The organism is Streptococcus sp. k-90 (assembly GCF_013277565.1).
Taxonomy (GTDB): domain Bacteria; phylum Bacillota; class Bacilli; order Lactobacillales; family Streptococcaceae; genus Streptococcus.
In genome coordinates, this window is record NZ_VMNE01000003.1 from 58597 (window position 1) to 75159 (window position 16563).

The following is a 16563-nucleotide window of genomic DNA, read 5'->3' on the forward strand; positions in this document are numbered from 1 at the left end:
TCTCAAAATAATGGGGTTTTAGTTTCATTGTTTTGAGGATTAGCTACGTTTCTCTAACAAACTTACACACTCAACATGTGGTGATAGAAAACTCCTATATTATAGAACAAAAGTGTAAAAATCAATATTTAAATAATACTTTAGAACAAAAGTATATACTCTAATCTACATTGCAAATTTTATTAAAAATCATATTTTGAATTTCATCTTGAAAATCAGATAAATACTTATAAAAACAATTTTCACTCTGTGAAACATTCTTTCTTTTCAGGTATAAAAGTAATTTTTCATGATCAGTTAATGAATTATAGCATTTTTCAGTAAAAAAAATATTAGTAGAATTAACAAAAATCATATCAATAAAATCATCCCAAGTTTTTTGTTTAACACCAACTTTATCAAAATAAGAAACTAAAATCATTGGAGTTGGAAAATTTATGACATTAACAAAATATAAAACACTATTCTCCTCGTCTGGAATTATTTCCGATAAAGAAAATTCAACTTTATGAGATGGAATTTCAATACAATAAAATCTAAAATTTTTATCAAGTATTTTTTTAAACTTTGTAAAATGTAGATGACATTTTAATAATCTATCTAAAAACTGTTTGAACTTAAAAAGGTATTCAATATCTCTTGAATATCGTAAGAGGTAATTTATATCAAAAACGAGAGGTTCTTTCGATATAATTTCTGATAAAAATCTCAAATTCAAAACTTTATAGTATACATCGTATGAACATGCTTTTATTGCATATTCCAAGTGCTCCAAATAAGTATTAGCAAAGCTTTGAGTACTCTTCTCTATTTCTTTAAAAAGCCAATCATCATGATTATTACAAAAAATAGGATACTTACTTGCTTTACGTTTTGCAGACTGTTTAATGTAATACATTGAAATGTTCTTTAAAGATATTAATGATAGGGGCGCATGTTCATTAAATGTGATCACCGGCTTCTTATTTGATAAATTTTTAAAAACTTTACCCTCACTCATTGTATGTGCTTCTTTTATAAAATTATCACAATTATTTCCATCAATCTCAAATAGTGAACAATATTTTATTTTGTGGTTATAAAATCTAGACTCATTCTCAATATCTACACTTTTTGTTTTAGGAGCTTTTGATAAATTTTGATAAAATTTATTTATATCATAAAAATCGTTTAAAATAATATTTGATTGGGTAGGATAGCTTTCTTTAAATTCCAAGCTAATCTGTATATCAATATTACAGCAATCTTTAAAAGATTTACCTGATAAACATAAACAAGGTCCTGACATATCTATTGCTATATTCGTTTCATCTATAATAGGATAATTACTTTTTGAAAAAATCGATTCATAGTTCTGAAAATCTATCTGTTCGAACACTATAATATTCCTTTCTACCTAGATTTAGGTAACGAAATTAATTGTCGATAACTTTATCGAAATAAAATTATTTTTAAACTATCTATCTATCTTTTATTATTTATTATTATATATATGATTCAATCCTTTTTAAATAATTTTTTATCTCATGAACTAATCTTTTCTTTGAAAATAAATCCATTATACCACCTGAAAGCATTCCACCAAAGAAAACAGGAATTTTCCTATCTCCGAAAACTGTAAATGTCTTTATATCACCATCACACAACCATTGAGAAACTTGTGAATTATTTATGTATACAAATTTTATACTTTTACCAGCTTCTATAAGAGGCTCAATGTGAAGTTCCAACATTTCTTTGCAGTATTGAGGGTAAGATATTGATTTTTTAAGTGGAAGTTTTTTAGAGCTTGTTTCATGATAGTAGAACATATCTCCAATATAGATTGATACTTTTCTATTTTGGTGGTTTAAATACTCTTCATGTATCACATTTTTGTCCTCAGAATGTTCAATTTCTTTACTTAAAATATCCCATGATTTATTACACCAATGCCATTTAGCATCATTATCAAAGATATCATTCATTAGTTCATAAATAGGTTTATAGTATTTATTATAAACATAATCACTTTTAATGCTATTTTTCAAACTATACAGATATGTCTTTTTAGTTCTCTCATTTTTTGCAGCTTCTTCATTTCCTGCAAGATTTAAACCAATAACCAAAACACAATCTTTTTCAGATGTTGAGTTATCAAATTCAAAGCCTCTAACTCCAAGTCTTGGATCCTGCTCAGATATAGCTAAAGCTTCTTTTGTTTTCTTTATAAACTCATTAATTGTTGAACTATTTGTCATAATTATAACTCCATTATTTACAGCTTTCCATAATAAACATTTGAAAAATAAAGTTACCAATAGTACCTTTTCTCACTGAGATATTGTTCTTTTTGTTCTCTAGAATTTTCATGATTTCTAATTCCTAGTAATTCGTCTGTTGAAGAAACTATTGGGTCGATCCAGTCAGCTTTGGATCTAATCCAATCAATTTCCTCTTTACTAAGTTTACCTGCTATCTCCAATTTATCAGCCATCAATCTTAAATCATTTGCTGTATGAAAATCTTCTAGCATATTAAGAAGAGACATTGTCCGCTTCTTCTCATCTTCGATTCTATTTTGTAATTTTCTTTTTCGCTCTTGCTCTTCTTCGTATAGTCTTTCTCTCTCTTCACGTTCAAGTCGTAAGTTCTTAACTTTATAATACTCTTGGTAAATTAAAACAATTATTTCTGGGATTGATTGCTCAATCGAGAATTCTTTTGTATCTTTAATGTATTTACCATCTATTATCTTAAATCGAAATTTTCCATTTGGTATATAGTCATACTTCTTTATTCTTGGTTTAAAAGCATATCCATTAAACTTAACGCTATCATTGTACTCTGCTAGTTCTTTAGCTTCTTCTTTTGTTAATTCATGACTTACTTTGTCTGTTGATTCTATAACTTCAAAACGAACAATATCCTTATCAATTTGAATATCCCAATTTGAAGTTACATTATCACCGATTCTTTCAATTACAGTAACTAGTGTATCTAAAAAGCGATATAAGCGTGGAAGAGAATTTAGTGAAATATTTTTTACAAATTTAGGTTCTTTTAAATCATTATATCTGTGTCTAGAATCAAAGTAAGGATAGGAAGCAGCTTTTTCCCTCTTATTCCACTCTGAGATTTTATCTCTCAGATTAGCTACAGATTTATGTAATCTCTTATTTGGAGACTGGTTTAAGTTTGAAACGGCTTCTATAATAAGCTCTATTTTATCGTCCTCTAAAAATGATAATGAACTTCTTATACTAGTTGTATCAAGTTTAACAGTATCTTCATTTTTATCTTCCGAAGTCTCCTCTTTATGTTTAGCAGGTTTTATTCTATTGTTCTTTAGACTTTTTCTATCAATATTAACTTCATTTACGTCATTTTGTGGTAATGGAACAATAAGCTCACTTAAATCTTGTCCAGTATTCTTACGATACCAATAACTACCATTTGGAATTGGGATTTCAAATTCTTTGCATTTCTTAAGTAAGTCTGAATAGCTTAAATCATATTTCAATGAAACTTGTTTTGCACTTATCTCCCAGATTTCTTCATAGAGTTCTTCTCTAGAAAAGGTCTTTATCATCTTCATTTGAAACACCTTTACCCTTATATTTTACATCACCGTTTTTATATTTACCAAGCGAAAACGCAAATTCAAAAACTTCTAATTCTTCACTTCTGCATTTTCGCTTAATATAAAAAGTAAATCTTGTTTTAATCCGTTAAATTCCTCTATAATTTTATCTAAACTAGTTTCAATATTCTCAACACGAATCTCTGATAGCTTACCGTGATTGTAAGAAATCATTCTTTCAGCAATAATATGATATGACCAACTCTCAGTAAAACGTCTGTCTCTTTCTTCGTTATGAATAGCAAAACCAATTGGAAGAAGATTATTTCTAAGACCTATAGCAACTGCCTGTGAACTTATACCTAAATAATCACCAGCAATTTTTAATGTGATTTTATTTAATTTCCTAATATCTTCGTCGGTATATTTCGGCATGTTAGTACTCCTTTATTATAATTCAAAATGCAATATCATCTATTTAAAAATATCTTGATAGTATGCTATCTAGTTGCTTTCCATAATAAAATTAATTTGTGGTACATCATACTCTGAAAGTTAATAATCTAAAATCTTTTCAATGAAAAATTATTATTAAGCAAAAAATAATCTCTTCAGATTTAGAGTTGCTATCTTTTCAAAGTAAATCTATTTATCAATTCCAGATATAGACGTAAATAGTTATTTACTATCTAGGTCAAAACCAATCTGCCAAAATCCCATATCAAGTATTTTCATTTGAGGATATAGCATATCAGCAACAATAAAATTCTTTTGAACTGAATCTAACTGTTCTATGTTTTTTTCATAAAAATCTACTAGTTGTAAAATAGATTTAATGTTATAGGTTCCACTTGCAATCTTTCGTGATCTTATCCCAGAAACAAAATATCTATCATATGCCGGAACACAACCGAGTGTGCCCATCAGTATCTTTGTGATTAGTGTTTCTGATAAGTTGTTTTTTAGTGCTGGACCTTTTACTTCACGCCTGATTCCATCATAATAATTAGCAATAAATTCATTTATTTCCTTTAGCAATTTTTGATTACTTTCATTTCTAAAATCTTTACATTCTATTCCTGCTAGAGAATCATATTTGTTGCTTAAAATCTCACTCACAACAGGGATATGTACTCTATAATTCTTTTGTAATAGAAACGAAGAACCTCTATACATCCCCCAACTTGCTAAATAAAATGCAAGTTGTAAACTCAGGTAATCAAGATTAACATCATTCTCTTTTCTAGCTGTCATAAAATGTGAATAGCAATGTTCCCATGAACGATATCTGTCATGTTCATCAGCTTTTAAATCGTTATAAAATTCAGTTGATGATTTAATAATCATATCGATTGTTTCCATACTTCCTGCTTTCCTAATCAATTTTCAAATATATAGCGTTTTCATTATTGCCTTAACCTATTATATCATTATTCAAAACAAATAACTGCAACCTACTTGTTGCAGTTAATCATAGATTTACTTATGTTTCTTTTATAAACTTATATTTACAATTTCAGGAATGCTAAAAACATCGTTTTTTTCAAAATAAGGTTTTACCATTTCTTTCCATCTAGCTTTATGAAAATTGATTGAGTTTAAAGGAGATAAGCCATAATTTCCCAATGCATAAGCATCATTTACTTCAACTACAAGTGTTCTGCCATCACGAGTAACACCGATATCTAGTCCATAAGCAATTGGCGCGTCTTTCCAACAAGATATTGCTTCATCAATTAAACTAGGATCAAATTGTTCATGATAATCACCTGTATAGGGTCGAACATCTAATACACGACCATCTAACACAAAACAACGCCATTCAGCTATGAATTCTACAACTTCACTAATCCATATAGGATATTCGAAAGGTAGACCAATACCGATTAAATCACGTGTTCCATTAACAACTCTTCCCGTAAAGACTTTTGATCCAGCTTTAGGTTTAATAAATTTTCCCCAATTATCAGGTATATTTACAATCTCTCCTAAAACACCTGCATAAATCTTTCGACCATAAAACTCTTTAAGCTCAATAGGATAGTCATAAACTGGAACGTTTAACCCCATCATTTTTAGCAATGCTCTGGTCTCCGTTATATAATCTACAACTGTATCATCACTTGTTAGCTGTTTTATTTCAGAAAAAGATTGATATAAAATAACTTCTTCTCCTTGTAAGTATGCACCTACTTGAGCATTGTATTTATTAATTGAAACCTCACTTGGTAATTTACTTTGTCTAATATAAACAACCATTTTATCACTCCTTTTTCACTAGTGTTACACCTGATTGTAAAAAAATAATAGCAATTTTGCTCTTATTTTTTTGAGTAAATAGCCCCCATAATATCATCGAAATAATCAACAGTATTTAGGAGTAATTCTATAACCTGGGACTTTGTTAGTCGCATTCCCCTTCTATCTCTAGCATCTTCTACTAAATTTTCAAGTTTCTCTAGATTTTTATCATCCAAGCTAATCATTATTCTATTTTTATCGGTTGCCATTTTCATCACCTCAAGTTAATTCTATCACAGGTGTAACACTTGTGTCAACTGGCTTTTATAATACATTAGTTTAAAAGCTGAGAGGATTTTTAACACAGTAACTTTAAATCTTTAGTATTAAAAAATTTTCACAGTATTTATAGAAATAAAATCTATCTCAAATAAGTTATCAAATCTAGTATAAATTATGAGAGGCTACTCTAATACTTTCCCTCTAAACAAGAAAAAGGCTTACACTCAATGATTTTCTTACCCCCTTCGTTACAACGTTTTGACGCTTTTATTAGCAAAGGTACATACTCACAAGGAACTTTGATTGACTATTGAATCTCTCCCACTTCTTCTTTAACATATCCTTCTACATCTTCAATCTCTACAAACATTGGGTCTAAGTGACACAAGAAATGCCAATCTTCGCTCCCTTTTTTTCTGTAGAGAATCGCTTCACCGTCTTCACTTCCGAAAAAGCTTCTGTCGATTTCATATCCGTAGCTTTCTAAGAAGTCTTTTGCTTTACGATAGTTCGTTTCTCTTGTTTCGACATAGGCTTTAACTTCATGGTTGTTAACGACATATGCATCAATTTTTGAATATCCTTCAATCACTCTATCGTTTTTGAGGGATAAATTTGAAATCTCTTTCCAAATAATGTCTACATTTTCCTCATGATTGAACATAAATTTAGATAAAGGTACAATGTTTCCGTTATAGATAATTTCCATATAGTCTGGTAGTTTTGTAGGATTAAAAAACTCTACTTCAAATCCATCTTCTGTTTCTAAAGTATATCCAGGGATTTGTGCTACAAAAGTTTTCCCATCTTCTATGGAATCAAATGCGACTAAATCTTTAGAATAATCATTTTGGTACAATTCCAATATAAACATCGATAATCTCTCCATTTTCATTATCAGGCTAATGTAAATAAGCACGTCACCTGACCAATTCAGGCGCTCTTCATCATCTCGTCATATTTCCTACTTACTTTACGAGTCCTATACCCAGAACACACCTTATCGACCTTCGGTCTCACCTCGTCGCATTGGCTGAACATCTACTTCTACTTCGCTGATGCCTCAGCTCGTACAAGCAGTGATACCGCCTCAACATGATGCGTCTGTGGAACTCAAAAGGTTTGGGGAACCTTTTGAGGATTAACTACGTTTCTCCAACAAGCTTACACATTCGACATGATGCGTTTGTGGAAATAAATCCACCGGCTGTACTTTCTTCAATTCATATCCCAATTCTTGATATAGTTTAATATCACGCGCCATGGTCGCGACATTACATGAGATATAGGCAATACGATCTGCTCCTGTTTGGCTACTTGCCTTGATAAAGCTTTCGGTTAAGCCCTTGCGTGGAGGATCAACCAAGATAACGGTTGGTTGAATTCCTTCTTTGAGCCAATTTTTCATAGCATTTTCAGCTATGTCACAGACATAGTGGGCTTTTGAAATATTGTTAAGTTGAGCATTCTTCTGGCTATTCTCTACTGCTTCTGGAATCACTTCAACACCATAGACTTCCTTGACGTGTTTCGCAACAGAAAGACCAATCGTCCCGATACCTGAATAGGCATCAATGACCACATCATCTTCTTTTAATTCAGCAAAGTCAATAGCTGTTTGATAGAGCTTCTCAGCCATTTCAGTATTGACTTGGTAAAAAGCTGGTCCAGCGATTTGGTAGTCATTTCCCAACATCTGGTCAGTGATAAAGTCTTGTCCATAAAGGGTGCGCCATTCCTTACCAAAAATAGCATTGGTATTCTGGTCGTTGATATTTTGCATAACAGACACAATCTCTGGGAACTGCTTAATCAGTTGTTCAATCAACTGCTCCACTCGGAAAACTTTGGGACGAGTTGTTACCAAAATAACCATGATTTGACCTGAATAGTGTCCGCGACGCACCACAAGATTCCGAATCAAGCCAGCTTGTTCCTTTTCATCATAAGGTTTCAAATCATAACGACGGAGCAGGTCGCGTAGGGCTACAACTACCTCATCAATCACAGGATCTTGGATAAAGAAATCTTCTAGAGGCATGAGGTCATGGGAATTCTTACGGAAAAATCCTGTTTCCAAGACACCATTTACTCGACGAACAGGCACCTGCGCCTTGTTACGATACTTAACTGGATGTTCCATACCTAGCGTTTCAGTAACTTCTACATCTGCAATTCCAGCAATCTTGTAGAGACTGTCCTTGACTTGCTTGGTTTTAAATTTGAGCTGTTCTGGATAGGCAAGATGACCTAAATCCGCGATTCCTGAACGCAGGTAAGCCAAATCTAGATCTTGATTACGGTGTGGTGATTGGACAAGGTATTCTTCAACCTTCCCAAAGCCAATCTTTTTATTGACCTTGAGGACACGCATGAGGATTTTTTCACTCGGCAAAGCATTCTCTACAAAAAATACCAAACCATCCACCTTGGCCACTCCTGCACCTTCATGAGTCAAGTCAATAATTTCAACTTCTACAATATCATTTTTCTTTAACATTCTCTTCTCTTTCTATTGGCCGACAAAAAAGACGGCAACGTTACGGTTACCATCTATTATACCATGAAATTTCTTAAGAACCAAAACTCTTGAAGAAGTTGACAATGGCCTGCCAAAGGGAGCTTAAGAAGTTCCCACCGTCCTCTAGTGCCTTATCCGCATCAAAGTTAAGGTTGATATTTTTAAAACTGTCGCCAGCTTGTGATACGATACTTTGTTTAAGGTCATTTAGTGTTTTAGTGAAATCTGCATTGCTGAGTATATCACTCTTTGAGAGATTCAAAGCAAAATTGATGATGATATTGATCTGGTTTCCTGTTATAACCTGATCAAGTTTGTAATTTTTCAAGGTATCTTCAACAATTTTACGGACATCTTCTTCTGTAAGATTTCCCTTGCTTTCTTTAGCTTTGGCTAGTCCTGACTTAATATCGGCTAGGGCAACGTTTAATTTATTAGCATCATAGCCTGACTTGTCCTTGTTTTCAGTATTGATATCTGACAAAGCCTTCAACTCTTCTTGAGCCAAGTCTTTATTGGCTTGTGGCACCTTGGCTCCATTAGCTTCTAGCGAATAATAGATCCCTGCTAAAGCACTCTCACCTGTAACAGGAATAGGTGCTGCTACAGTGATTTTGGCGTGTTCCACACCCAAAGTTACGGCTGCATTGCGGTACATATCCTGAGTCACCTTAGTAATGTTTTCTGGTGTTTCAATCTTGACCTCAAGTGGCGACTTATCACCTAGTTTTTGAATCTTGGCTGATGAATACAACTGTAAGCTAGAGTCATTGGCCACATTCATGATTTTAGAATAGACATCAGGTGTCATGGTCTTTAGTTCTTTGGTGTCTGTTGAGGCATTGTAGCCTAGTTTTTTTAGGGTTTGATTTTTTTGGTCTTCTGATAATGATGAACCTAGGACATATTCAGGTTGGACATAGGTTTCATCGATGACTTTTTGAACATCTGTTGCTGCATGGACGCTATTCATAGCTGTTACTGCCCACAAGACCGCAGCACTAGTCAGAAAGAGTTTCTTTCTCATAGGGATTTTCCTCCTTTACCTTTCTAGAGTAATATATCTATCTTAAAGAAAACTTATAACAAAAACACCTGGGCTAGCCAGATGTCGAAAAGAGAGTGAAACATTTGATGATGTATAGGTTAAGTTGCACCTGTCTAGAATAATAATAGTTTCCTCCATTTACATAGAGTTCGGCACCGTGAAAAATGGAAATAGGGTGAATATAACTATAAGTCTTTCCAATGGTATTGCCAAGTAAGGGAGCAACAGTATCACGAGAGTACTGTTTGGCCAGTGCTAGGGTGTTTTCCTTACCATTTTGGGCGATAAAATCGATATAGGCAGGTCCAAAATTATAGGCTTGAACAGCCGTCCAGACATCTACCCCCTTCTTCTGGGCCAGATAGAGATTGTCTGTCAGAGTTTGAACGCCTTGCCGAATGCTAGAGGCATTATCATTGATGGTATTGGTTGAACCACTTGCAGACTCACTAGACTGCATAACATCGCCTTCTTTTCCTTTTGTTTCGGTATAAATCATAGCGAGCACAAGCTCTTCGTTTGCTGGGGTGTCTTTTTCACTCAAGATTTCTCTCACCATGGGTTGATAGGTCATGACTTGTTTGACATCTTGGTGAACGCGGTAAGCTTTATAGCCAGCAAAAAGGAAGACTGCTAGTACAAGCACTCTTCGAATTCGTTTAAACATTATTTACTTTGAATATCCTCGATATTTTTGATTAAGATAGAGTAGGTTCCATTGTCGTTTTGGATAAACTCAACAGACTCGGCGTCTTGATAGACGTTATTGGGAACGATGAGCTCAATTCCATTTGACAAGGAGAGTTTTTGGTTTTCAAATTTTTTAAGCTGACGACTGGCATCAATTTCATCAAATTGAACAGGTTCTGGTACAGATTCTTTAACTTGGTCAATAAAGCTCAAACGAGCCGTCAGATTGTTGTCAAAAAGGTCATTGGCCAATTTTTCAGGTGACAACTCATTGCTTTCTTCTAGGTTGTTGAAAATCGCTGATTTGACCTTAGATTGAAATTGAAAATCATCTGTGTTAAAGGTTTCAGCAATGCGCTGTGCCGTCTTTTCTAGTTCTTTGATAGATTTCTTGGGTGAAATTTTAGGGGTGACAGCAAGAAGATTATCTGAAAAATAGTTCAAAAAAGTCCCGTTGTACTTGATTCGTTTTTCAATCAGATGGTACTTGCGACTCTGAAGATTGACCACCAAGGCTTCGTCGGCACCTGTTCCAAATCCAGGAAGGTTATTCTGAGTCAACTTGATTGGATTATCAACTTCTCCTCCGAGGTGGGTCAAGGTCTCTCGCAGGGCAATTCGTAAGAAAGCGAAATGTTCCACGCCTTCTTTAGAAAATTGCACAAAAATCAAGTCATTGGTCTTTAGATTTTCGGAAATGCTGAACTCCTCTTTCCAGAGATTAGCCAGTGTTACTGATGTCTCCAACAAATCGTCTGTGATATGATTGAAGAAGGGATTTTCTTCCTCGAAAATCCCAGTCTTAGCTTCATCTGAATACACACGTTCAATTTTTTTACGCAAGTATTCTTCGATTTTTGGAGTGATATTGAGAAACTTATCCGCTAGAAACAGCTCGGTATCATCCGGGCTAAACTGATGGATAATAGCTTTCTTAATATAAATGTCCATAAAAGTTTTAGTCCTCGTATAATGGGAAGGCATCTGTCAATTCTTTGACTGCACTTCTCACTTCTTCTAAGACAGCTTCATTTTCTGCATTCTTGAGGGTTTTAATGATGAGCTTAGCCACTTTGCGACTTTCTTCTTCACCAAATCCACGTGCAGTAATGGCTGCTGCTCCGATACGAATCCCACTTGTCTTGAATGGTGACAAGCTTTCGTAAGGGATTGAGTTTTTATTTAGGGTAATATTGACTTCATCCAGCAAGTTTTGAGCAACTTTTCCGTTTTCTACAACCTTAGTCACATCCACTAGGAAGAGGTGGTTTTCAGTTCCTCCAGAAATAATACGGAAATTAGGGTCTTGCAAGAAAACATCCGCCATAGCCTTGCTGTTTTTGATAACATTAGCAGCATATTCCTTGAAGGCTGGATCCAAAACTTCTTTGAAAGAAACTGCCTTAGCTGCAATAACATGCTCCAAAGGACCGCCCTGAATACCTGGGAAAATAGCTGAGTTGATTTTCTTAGCTAAGTCTTCATCATTGGTCAAAATCAAACCACCACGTGGTCCACGAAGGGTTTTGTGAGTCGTTGTTGTAGTGATATGAGCGTATGGTACTGGGCTTGGGTGAAGGCCAGCGGCAACCAAACCAGCGATATGAGCCATGTCCACCATGAGTTTAGCCCCAACAGCGTTCGCAATTTCACGGAATTTTGAAAAGTCGATAATTTGAGAATAGGCTGAAGCACCTGCTACAATCAGTTTTGGTTTGACTTCTTTAGCTTGTTTCAATATAGCATCAAAATCTAAAAGTTCAGTTTCAGGATTCACACTATAAGAAACAAAGTTGTAGGTTTGACCTGAGAAGCTAACAGGAGCTCCGTGGGTCAAGTGCCCACCTGCTGCCAAATCCATCCCCATAACGGTATCACCTGGCTCAATCAAGGCCATGTAAGCCGCACAATTGGCTTGGCTTCCTGAGTGTGGTTGGACATTGGCAAATTTTGCACCGAAAATTTCTTTTGCGCGTTCAATGGCTATAGATTCTACCACGTCTACTACATCAGTTCCACCATAATAACGGCGTCCTGGGTAACCTTCGGCGTATTTATTCGTCAAGATAGACCCTTGAGCTGCCATAACAGCCTTGGAAACTACGTTTTCCGAAGCAATCAACTCAATGTTGTTTTGTTGTCGTTCTTCTTCTTTGGCAATAGCATTCCAGAGATCAGCATCATATGCTTTAAAATCGTCTTTGTCAAAAATCATAGGTCTTCTCCTTTATAGTGTGACTGGTCCTTTAGTTTGGTTCTACAATAAGAAAATAAACTAAAAGATGCGAATAAACCGTTTCTGCACTTTATCACAAGTATAACCAACTTTTTCATAAAATGCATGAGCTCCCAGACGATGGTCGGCAGAGTTTAAGCGGATAAACCTATAGCCGCGTCTTTTTGCTTCTTGCTCCAACCCTTGTAATAAGCTTTTACCAATACCTTGACCTTGCGCTTGAGGTGAGACTGCTAAGGCTAAAATATTAAATCCTGCTTTGGAATAGAGTGATTCGTAAACTTCAGCGTGGACATATCCAAGTAAGACATGATTAGCTACATCCTCATAACCAAGTAGGAAATGATGGGAATCCTGAGACAATCTAGCTAGTTGACTATCCGTTTCCTCTAGACTAAAAGAATAGCCCAAAGCCTCTTGGTTGATCTCACATATAGCTTTCACATCAGTTTCTATTAAATTTCTTAGCATTTCATACCTCCTCAAAAGAAATCTCTGGCAACCGAGCAAGAATGTCCTCTCGCTTAATCGCCCCTTGGCGTAAGATTTTCACCTTGTCTCCAGACAAATCCAAAATAGTTGAATCCTGTCCAGTTAGAAAATCATCGTCTTCCAGACCCAGAACCTCTTGTTCAAAATCCTCTAGAATCTGATCAAAGGTCACGCCACTTGCCTGACCTGAAATATTGGCAGACGGCCCAATCAAGGGACCTGTCTCTCGAATCAAATCAAGGGTAATGGGATGACTAGGCATCCGAAATCCAACAGTTGCGAGGCCCGAATTGACCCAATAGGGAACTCGGTCATTAGCTTCAAGGATAATGGTCAAGGGACCTGGCAAAAAGGTCTCTACAAGTTTTTGTAGATAAGTTGGCTGATTCTTAGAAAAGTGCAAGATATCCTCTAAAGAGGCAATATTGAGATTGAGTGCCTTATCTCTAGGACGACGTTTGAGTTGGTAAACATGGTCAACTGCTTTTTCGTCTAAGGCCTTAGCAAAAAGACCGTATACTGTCTCTGTAGGCAGAACGACAGCTCCACCCTTTTCTAACTCTTGTCTAATCCTGTCCATAATCAACCACGACCATCCTATCTTGACCAAATTGGTCCTTAAGTGTTCTTACACGTTTTTCAGGAAGATGTTTCCTAAAAAGCTCAGGAACACTTTGACCTTGCTTGTATCCAATTTCAAGGTAAATCTTACCACCATCTTTGAGATAGTCTTTTGCATCTTCCGCAATTCTACGATAAATAGCTAGGCCATCCTCATCTGCAAAGAGAGATAGATGGGGCTCCGAATATAAGACATTCAAGCCGACCTCTGTCTCATCTTCACGAGAGATATAGGGTGGATTGGATACAATTATATCATATTTTTCAGAAATTTCTGCAAAACAATCAGATTTTTTAAAAAATATATTAAATTTTTGATTTTTAGCATTCTCGCTAGCTAAATCTAAAGCATCTTGGGAAATATCCGCTGCTGTCACTGACCAATCTGGTCTGTTTTTTGCTAAGGCGAGAGCAATAGCTCCACTACCAGTCCCGATATCTAGGACCTTAAGATTTTCCTCAGAATTTTCAGCCAGAATAAGCTCCACTAACTCCTCTGTCTCTGGACGGGGAATCAAAACCCGCTCATCCACTTTTAGCTGCATTCCATAAAAATCTGCCTGTCCGATGATATACTGTGCTGGTTTATGATCTACTAACTGTTGAAAAATTCCTTTTACAAATTGTTTTTCTTCCTCTGATACCTCTTTCTGGAGGGCAAAAACAAAGTCTGTAAAAGAGAGATTTTTCAGGCTACGATAGACAAAAGAGAGGCTTTCAGCTTCCTCTCCTTGTCTTATCAACTCTTCTTCAAAATCTGAAAATAATTGAGCTAATTTCATTATTTGTTTAATTCTTCTAATTTTTGTGTTTGGTCATAGAGCACCAAGGCATCCACAACTTCGTCCAATTTTCCAGACAAAATCGTATCTAGTTTTTGGAGGGTTAAGCCGATACGGTGGTCTGTGACACGGTTTTGTGGGAAGTTATAAGTACGGATTCGTTCTGAACGGTCCCCAGTACCGATTGTCGACTTACGCTCAGCGTCCTGTTCATCCTGAGCAATCTGAGCAAAGTGGTCAGCAACACGCGCACGGATGATTTTCATGGCTTTCTCACGGTTCTTCTGCTGAGTACGTTCTTCCTGCATCTCAACCTTGATATTGGTTGGCAAGTGAACGATACGAACGGCAGTCGCAACCTTATTTACGTTCTGTCCACCAGCACCAGAGGCGTGATAGATGTCGACGCGAAGGTCTTTGGGATCAATGTCGTATTCAACCTCTTCCACTTCAGGCATAACAAGAACTGTCGCTGTAGAAGTATGAACACGGCCTTGGCTTTCTGTCACAGGAACACGTTGCACACGGTGGGCACCTGACTCATACTTAAGTTTAGAGTAAACAGACTGACCTGAAACCATGGCAACCACTTCTTTGAAACCGCCGACACCATTCATAGAAGCCTCCATGACTTCAAAGCGCCAGCCTTGGGCTTCAGCATATTTTTGGTACATGGTTAGGAGGTCACCAGCGAAAAGTGCTGCTTCGTCTCCACCAGCTGCACCACGGATTTCTAGGATGATGTTCTTATCATCGTTTGGATCCTTTGGAAGGAGCAAGATTTTCAGTTTTTCTTCGTATTCTTCTTTTTCAGCCTTGGCATCTTTGAGTTCTTGCTTGGCCATTTCTTCCAAATCCGCATCTCCGCCTGATTCCTTAATCATCTCTTCGGCATCAACGATGTTTTGAAGGACTTGTTTGTACTCACGATAGGCTGTTACTGTGTCACGAGTTGAAGCCTCTTCTTTTGAAAGCTCCATGAAACGCTTGGTGTCCGAAACCACATCTGGGTCACTAAGCAACTCTCCTAATTCTTCATAACGGTCTTCTACAGCTTGTAGTTGATCATAGATGTTCATTTTTCTTCATTCTCCTTATTGATTTCAGGGGCAAAATAATGTTTACGGCAAACTGAGATATAGGTTTCATTACCACCAATCTGGATCTGTTCTCCATCGTAAACGGGCAGTCCATCCTGAGTTCGTAATACCATGGTCGCCTTTTTCTTGCAATACTGACAAATGGTCTTGATTTCGTCGATCTTATCTGCTAAGAGCAAGAGATACTTGGAACCTTCGAACAGTTCATTGCGAAAATCATTTTTCAAACCAAAAGCCATGACGGGTATGTCTAGCTCATCAACAACACGAGCTAAGTCGTAAACATGGTGACGCTTGAGAAACTGGGCTTCATCGACCAACACACAGTAAGGTGTTTCTGGTAGGTCTCGGATATAGCCAAAGATATCCGTCGTTTCCTCAATCGCAATGGCAGGGCGTTTCATGCCAATACGACTCGACACATAGCCAACACCATCACGCGTATCCAGAGCCGAGGTCATAATCACAACACTTTTTCCCTGCTCCTCGTAGTTATAGGCCACTTTGAGAATCTCAATCGTTTTACCAGAATTCATGGTCCCATAACGATAATACAACTGTGCCATGTTTCTTGCTTCACGTCCATTTCTAAATTTTTGCTACATTCTAGTATATCATAATTTTCTTAAGCTTTAAACGGCAAAATGTGGTAAAATAGAAGAAATCAAAAACTAGTGGAGGAAGCTATTATGCCATTTGTACGCATCGATTTATTTGAAGGACGCACGCTCGAGCAAAAGAAAGCTCTTGCTAAGGAAGTAACGGAAGCGGTTGTCCGTAACACTGGAGCCCCTCAATCTGCTGTCCATGTCATCATCAACGACATGCCAGAAGGAACTTACTTCCCTCAAGGGGAAATGCGTACCAAATAAACTAGCTTAAGCAGAATTGCTTAGGCTTTTTCAATCTCCAAGTAGCATCCATTGAAGAAATAGTTCAAATTTGTTACAATTTGAAAAGAGACTTGGAAAAATTTCCAAGAAAAGAG

Annotated in this window: 19 protein-coding genes; 1 reads left to right on the forward strand and 18 read right to left on the reverse strand. The window is 36.1% G+C overall.

Annotated elements, in window-relative coordinates:
* Positions 1-160: 160 nt before the first annotated feature.
* From HT734_RS01085 to HT734_RS01170, 18 genes are all read right to left on the reverse strand, one after another.
* Positions 161-1378, reverse strand: coding sequence for an SEC-C domain-containing protein (locus tag HT734_RS01085; RefSeq protein ID WP_173278435.1), 1218 nt, complete (start codon positions 1376-1378; stop codon positions 161-163).
* Between the two features lie 106 nt (positions 1379-1484).
* Positions 1485-2240 carry a hypothetical protein gene (locus tag HT734_RS01090; protein ID WP_173278437.1) on the reverse strand — a complete coding sequence of 252 codons (756 nt, stop codon included), beginning with the start codon at positions 2238-2240 and terminating at the stop codon, positions 1485-1487.
* Between the two features lie 53 nt (positions 2241-2293).
* Positions 2294-3577, reverse strand: a complete 1284-nt coding sequence (locus HT734_RS01095; protein ID WP_173278439.1) for a cellulose synthase — start codon at positions 3575-3577, stop codon at positions 2294-2296.
* Positions 3578-3652: 75 nt separating this feature from the next.
* Positions 3653-3997 carry a hypothetical protein gene (locus HT734_RS01100; RefSeq protein WP_001127479.1) on the reverse strand — a complete coding sequence of 115 codons (345 nt, stop codon included), beginning with the start codon at positions 3995-3997 and terminating at the stop codon, positions 3653-3655.
* Between the two features lie 243 nt (positions 3998-4240).
* Positions 4241-4924 carry a hypothetical protein gene (locus HT734_RS01105; protein WP_173278441.1) on the reverse strand — a complete coding sequence of 228 codons (684 nt, stop codon included), beginning with the start codon at positions 4922-4924 and terminating at the stop codon, positions 4241-4243.
* A 132-nt stretch (positions 4925-5056) separates the two neighbouring features.
* Positions 5057-5821, reverse strand: a complete 765-nt coding sequence (locus HT734_RS01110; RefSeq protein ID WP_173278442.1) for an ATP-grasp domain-containing protein — start codon at positions 5819-5821, stop codon at positions 5057-5059.
* A 62-nt stretch (positions 5822-5883) separates the two neighbouring features.
* A complete protein-coding gene (locus HT734_RS01115) occupies positions 5884-6072 on the reverse strand; it encodes a hypothetical protein (protein ID WP_000179769.1) in 189 nt (62 codons plus the stop codon).
* A 320-nt stretch (positions 6073-6392) separates the two neighbouring features.
* Positions 6393-6959 carry a hypothetical protein gene (locus HT734_RS01120; protein ID WP_000470225.1) on the reverse strand — a complete coding sequence of 189 codons (567 nt, stop codon included), beginning with the start codon at positions 6957-6959 and terminating at the stop codon, positions 6393-6395.
* A gap of 267 nt (positions 6960-7226) precedes the next feature.
* Positions 7227-8585: a 23S rRNA (uracil(1939)-C(5))-methyltransferase RlmD gene (rlmD, locus tag HT734_RS01125; protein WP_173278444.1), complete on the reverse strand. Its 1359-nt coding sequence runs from the start codon at positions 8583-8585 to the stop codon at positions 7227-7229.
* Between the two features lie 73 nt (positions 8586-8658).
* On the reverse strand, positions 8659-9633 hold the full coding sequence (locus HT734_RS01130; RefSeq protein WP_033680339.1) for a DUF1002 domain-containing protein: 975 nt from the start codon (positions 9631-9633) through the stop codon (positions 8659-8661).
* A gap of 73 nt (positions 9634-9706) precedes the next feature.
* Positions 9707-10321: a cell wall hydrolase Pmp23 gene (pmp23, locus tag HT734_RS01135; RefSeq protein ID WP_173278446.1), complete on the reverse strand. Its 615-nt coding sequence runs from the start codon at positions 10319-10321 to the stop codon at positions 9707-9709.
* On the reverse strand, positions 10321-11295 hold the full coding sequence (locus HT734_RS01140) for a nucleoid-associated protein (RefSeq protein ID WP_061759148.1): 975 nt from the start codon (positions 11293-11295) through the stop codon (positions 10321-10323). The genes pmp23 and HT734_RS01140 overlap by 1 nt, the downstream gene beginning before the upstream one ends.
* A gap of 7 nt (positions 11296-11302) precedes the next feature.
* Positions 11303-12559 carry a serine hydroxymethyltransferase gene (gene glyA / locus HT734_RS01145; protein WP_061759149.1) on the reverse strand — a complete coding sequence of 419 codons (1257 nt, stop codon included), beginning with the start codon at positions 12557-12559 and terminating at the stop codon, positions 11303-11305.
* 60 nt (positions 12560-12619) lie between these two features.
* Positions 12620-13051 (reverse strand): GNAT family N-acetyltransferase, encoded by a 432-nt coding sequence (locus tag HT734_RS01150; protein ID WP_061759150.1) that lies wholly within the window; start codon positions 13049-13051, stop codon positions 12620-12622.
* 1 nt (position 13052) lies between these two features.
* Positions 13053-13655, reverse strand: coding sequence for an L-threonylcarbamoyladenylate synthase (locus HT734_RS01155; RefSeq protein ID WP_173278458.1), 603 nt, complete (start codon positions 13653-13655; stop codon positions 13053-13055).
* A complete protein-coding gene (gene prmC, locus HT734_RS01160) occupies positions 13639-14475 on the reverse strand; it encodes a peptide chain release factor N(5)-glutamine methyltransferase (protein ID WP_061759152.1) in 837 nt (278 codons plus the stop codon). The genes HT734_RS01155 and prmC overlap by 17 nt, the downstream gene beginning before the upstream one ends.
* Positions 14475-15554, reverse strand: a complete 1080-nt coding sequence (gene prfA / locus HT734_RS01165) for a peptide chain release factor 1 (RefSeq protein WP_001028815.1) — start codon at positions 15552-15554, stop codon at positions 14475-14477. Before prfA ends, prmC begins: the two co-directional genes overlap by 1 nt.
* A complete protein-coding gene (locus HT734_RS01170; protein WP_061759153.1) occupies positions 15551-16141 on the reverse strand; it encodes a thymidine kinase in 591 nt (196 codons plus the stop codon). The genes prfA and HT734_RS01170 overlap by 4 nt, the downstream gene beginning before the upstream one ends.
* Before the next feature lie 123 nt (positions 16142-16264).
* On the opposite strand from HT734_RS01170, the gene HT734_RS01175 reads away from it, so the two are divergent.
* The gene (locus HT734_RS01175) at positions 16265-16447 is read left to right on the forward strand and encodes a 4-oxalocrotonate tautomerase (RefSeq protein ID WP_001117401.1); all 183 of its coding nucleotides are present in this window, start codon (positions 16265-16267) and stop codon (positions 16445-16447) included.
* Positions 16448-16563 lie beyond the last annotated feature (116 nt).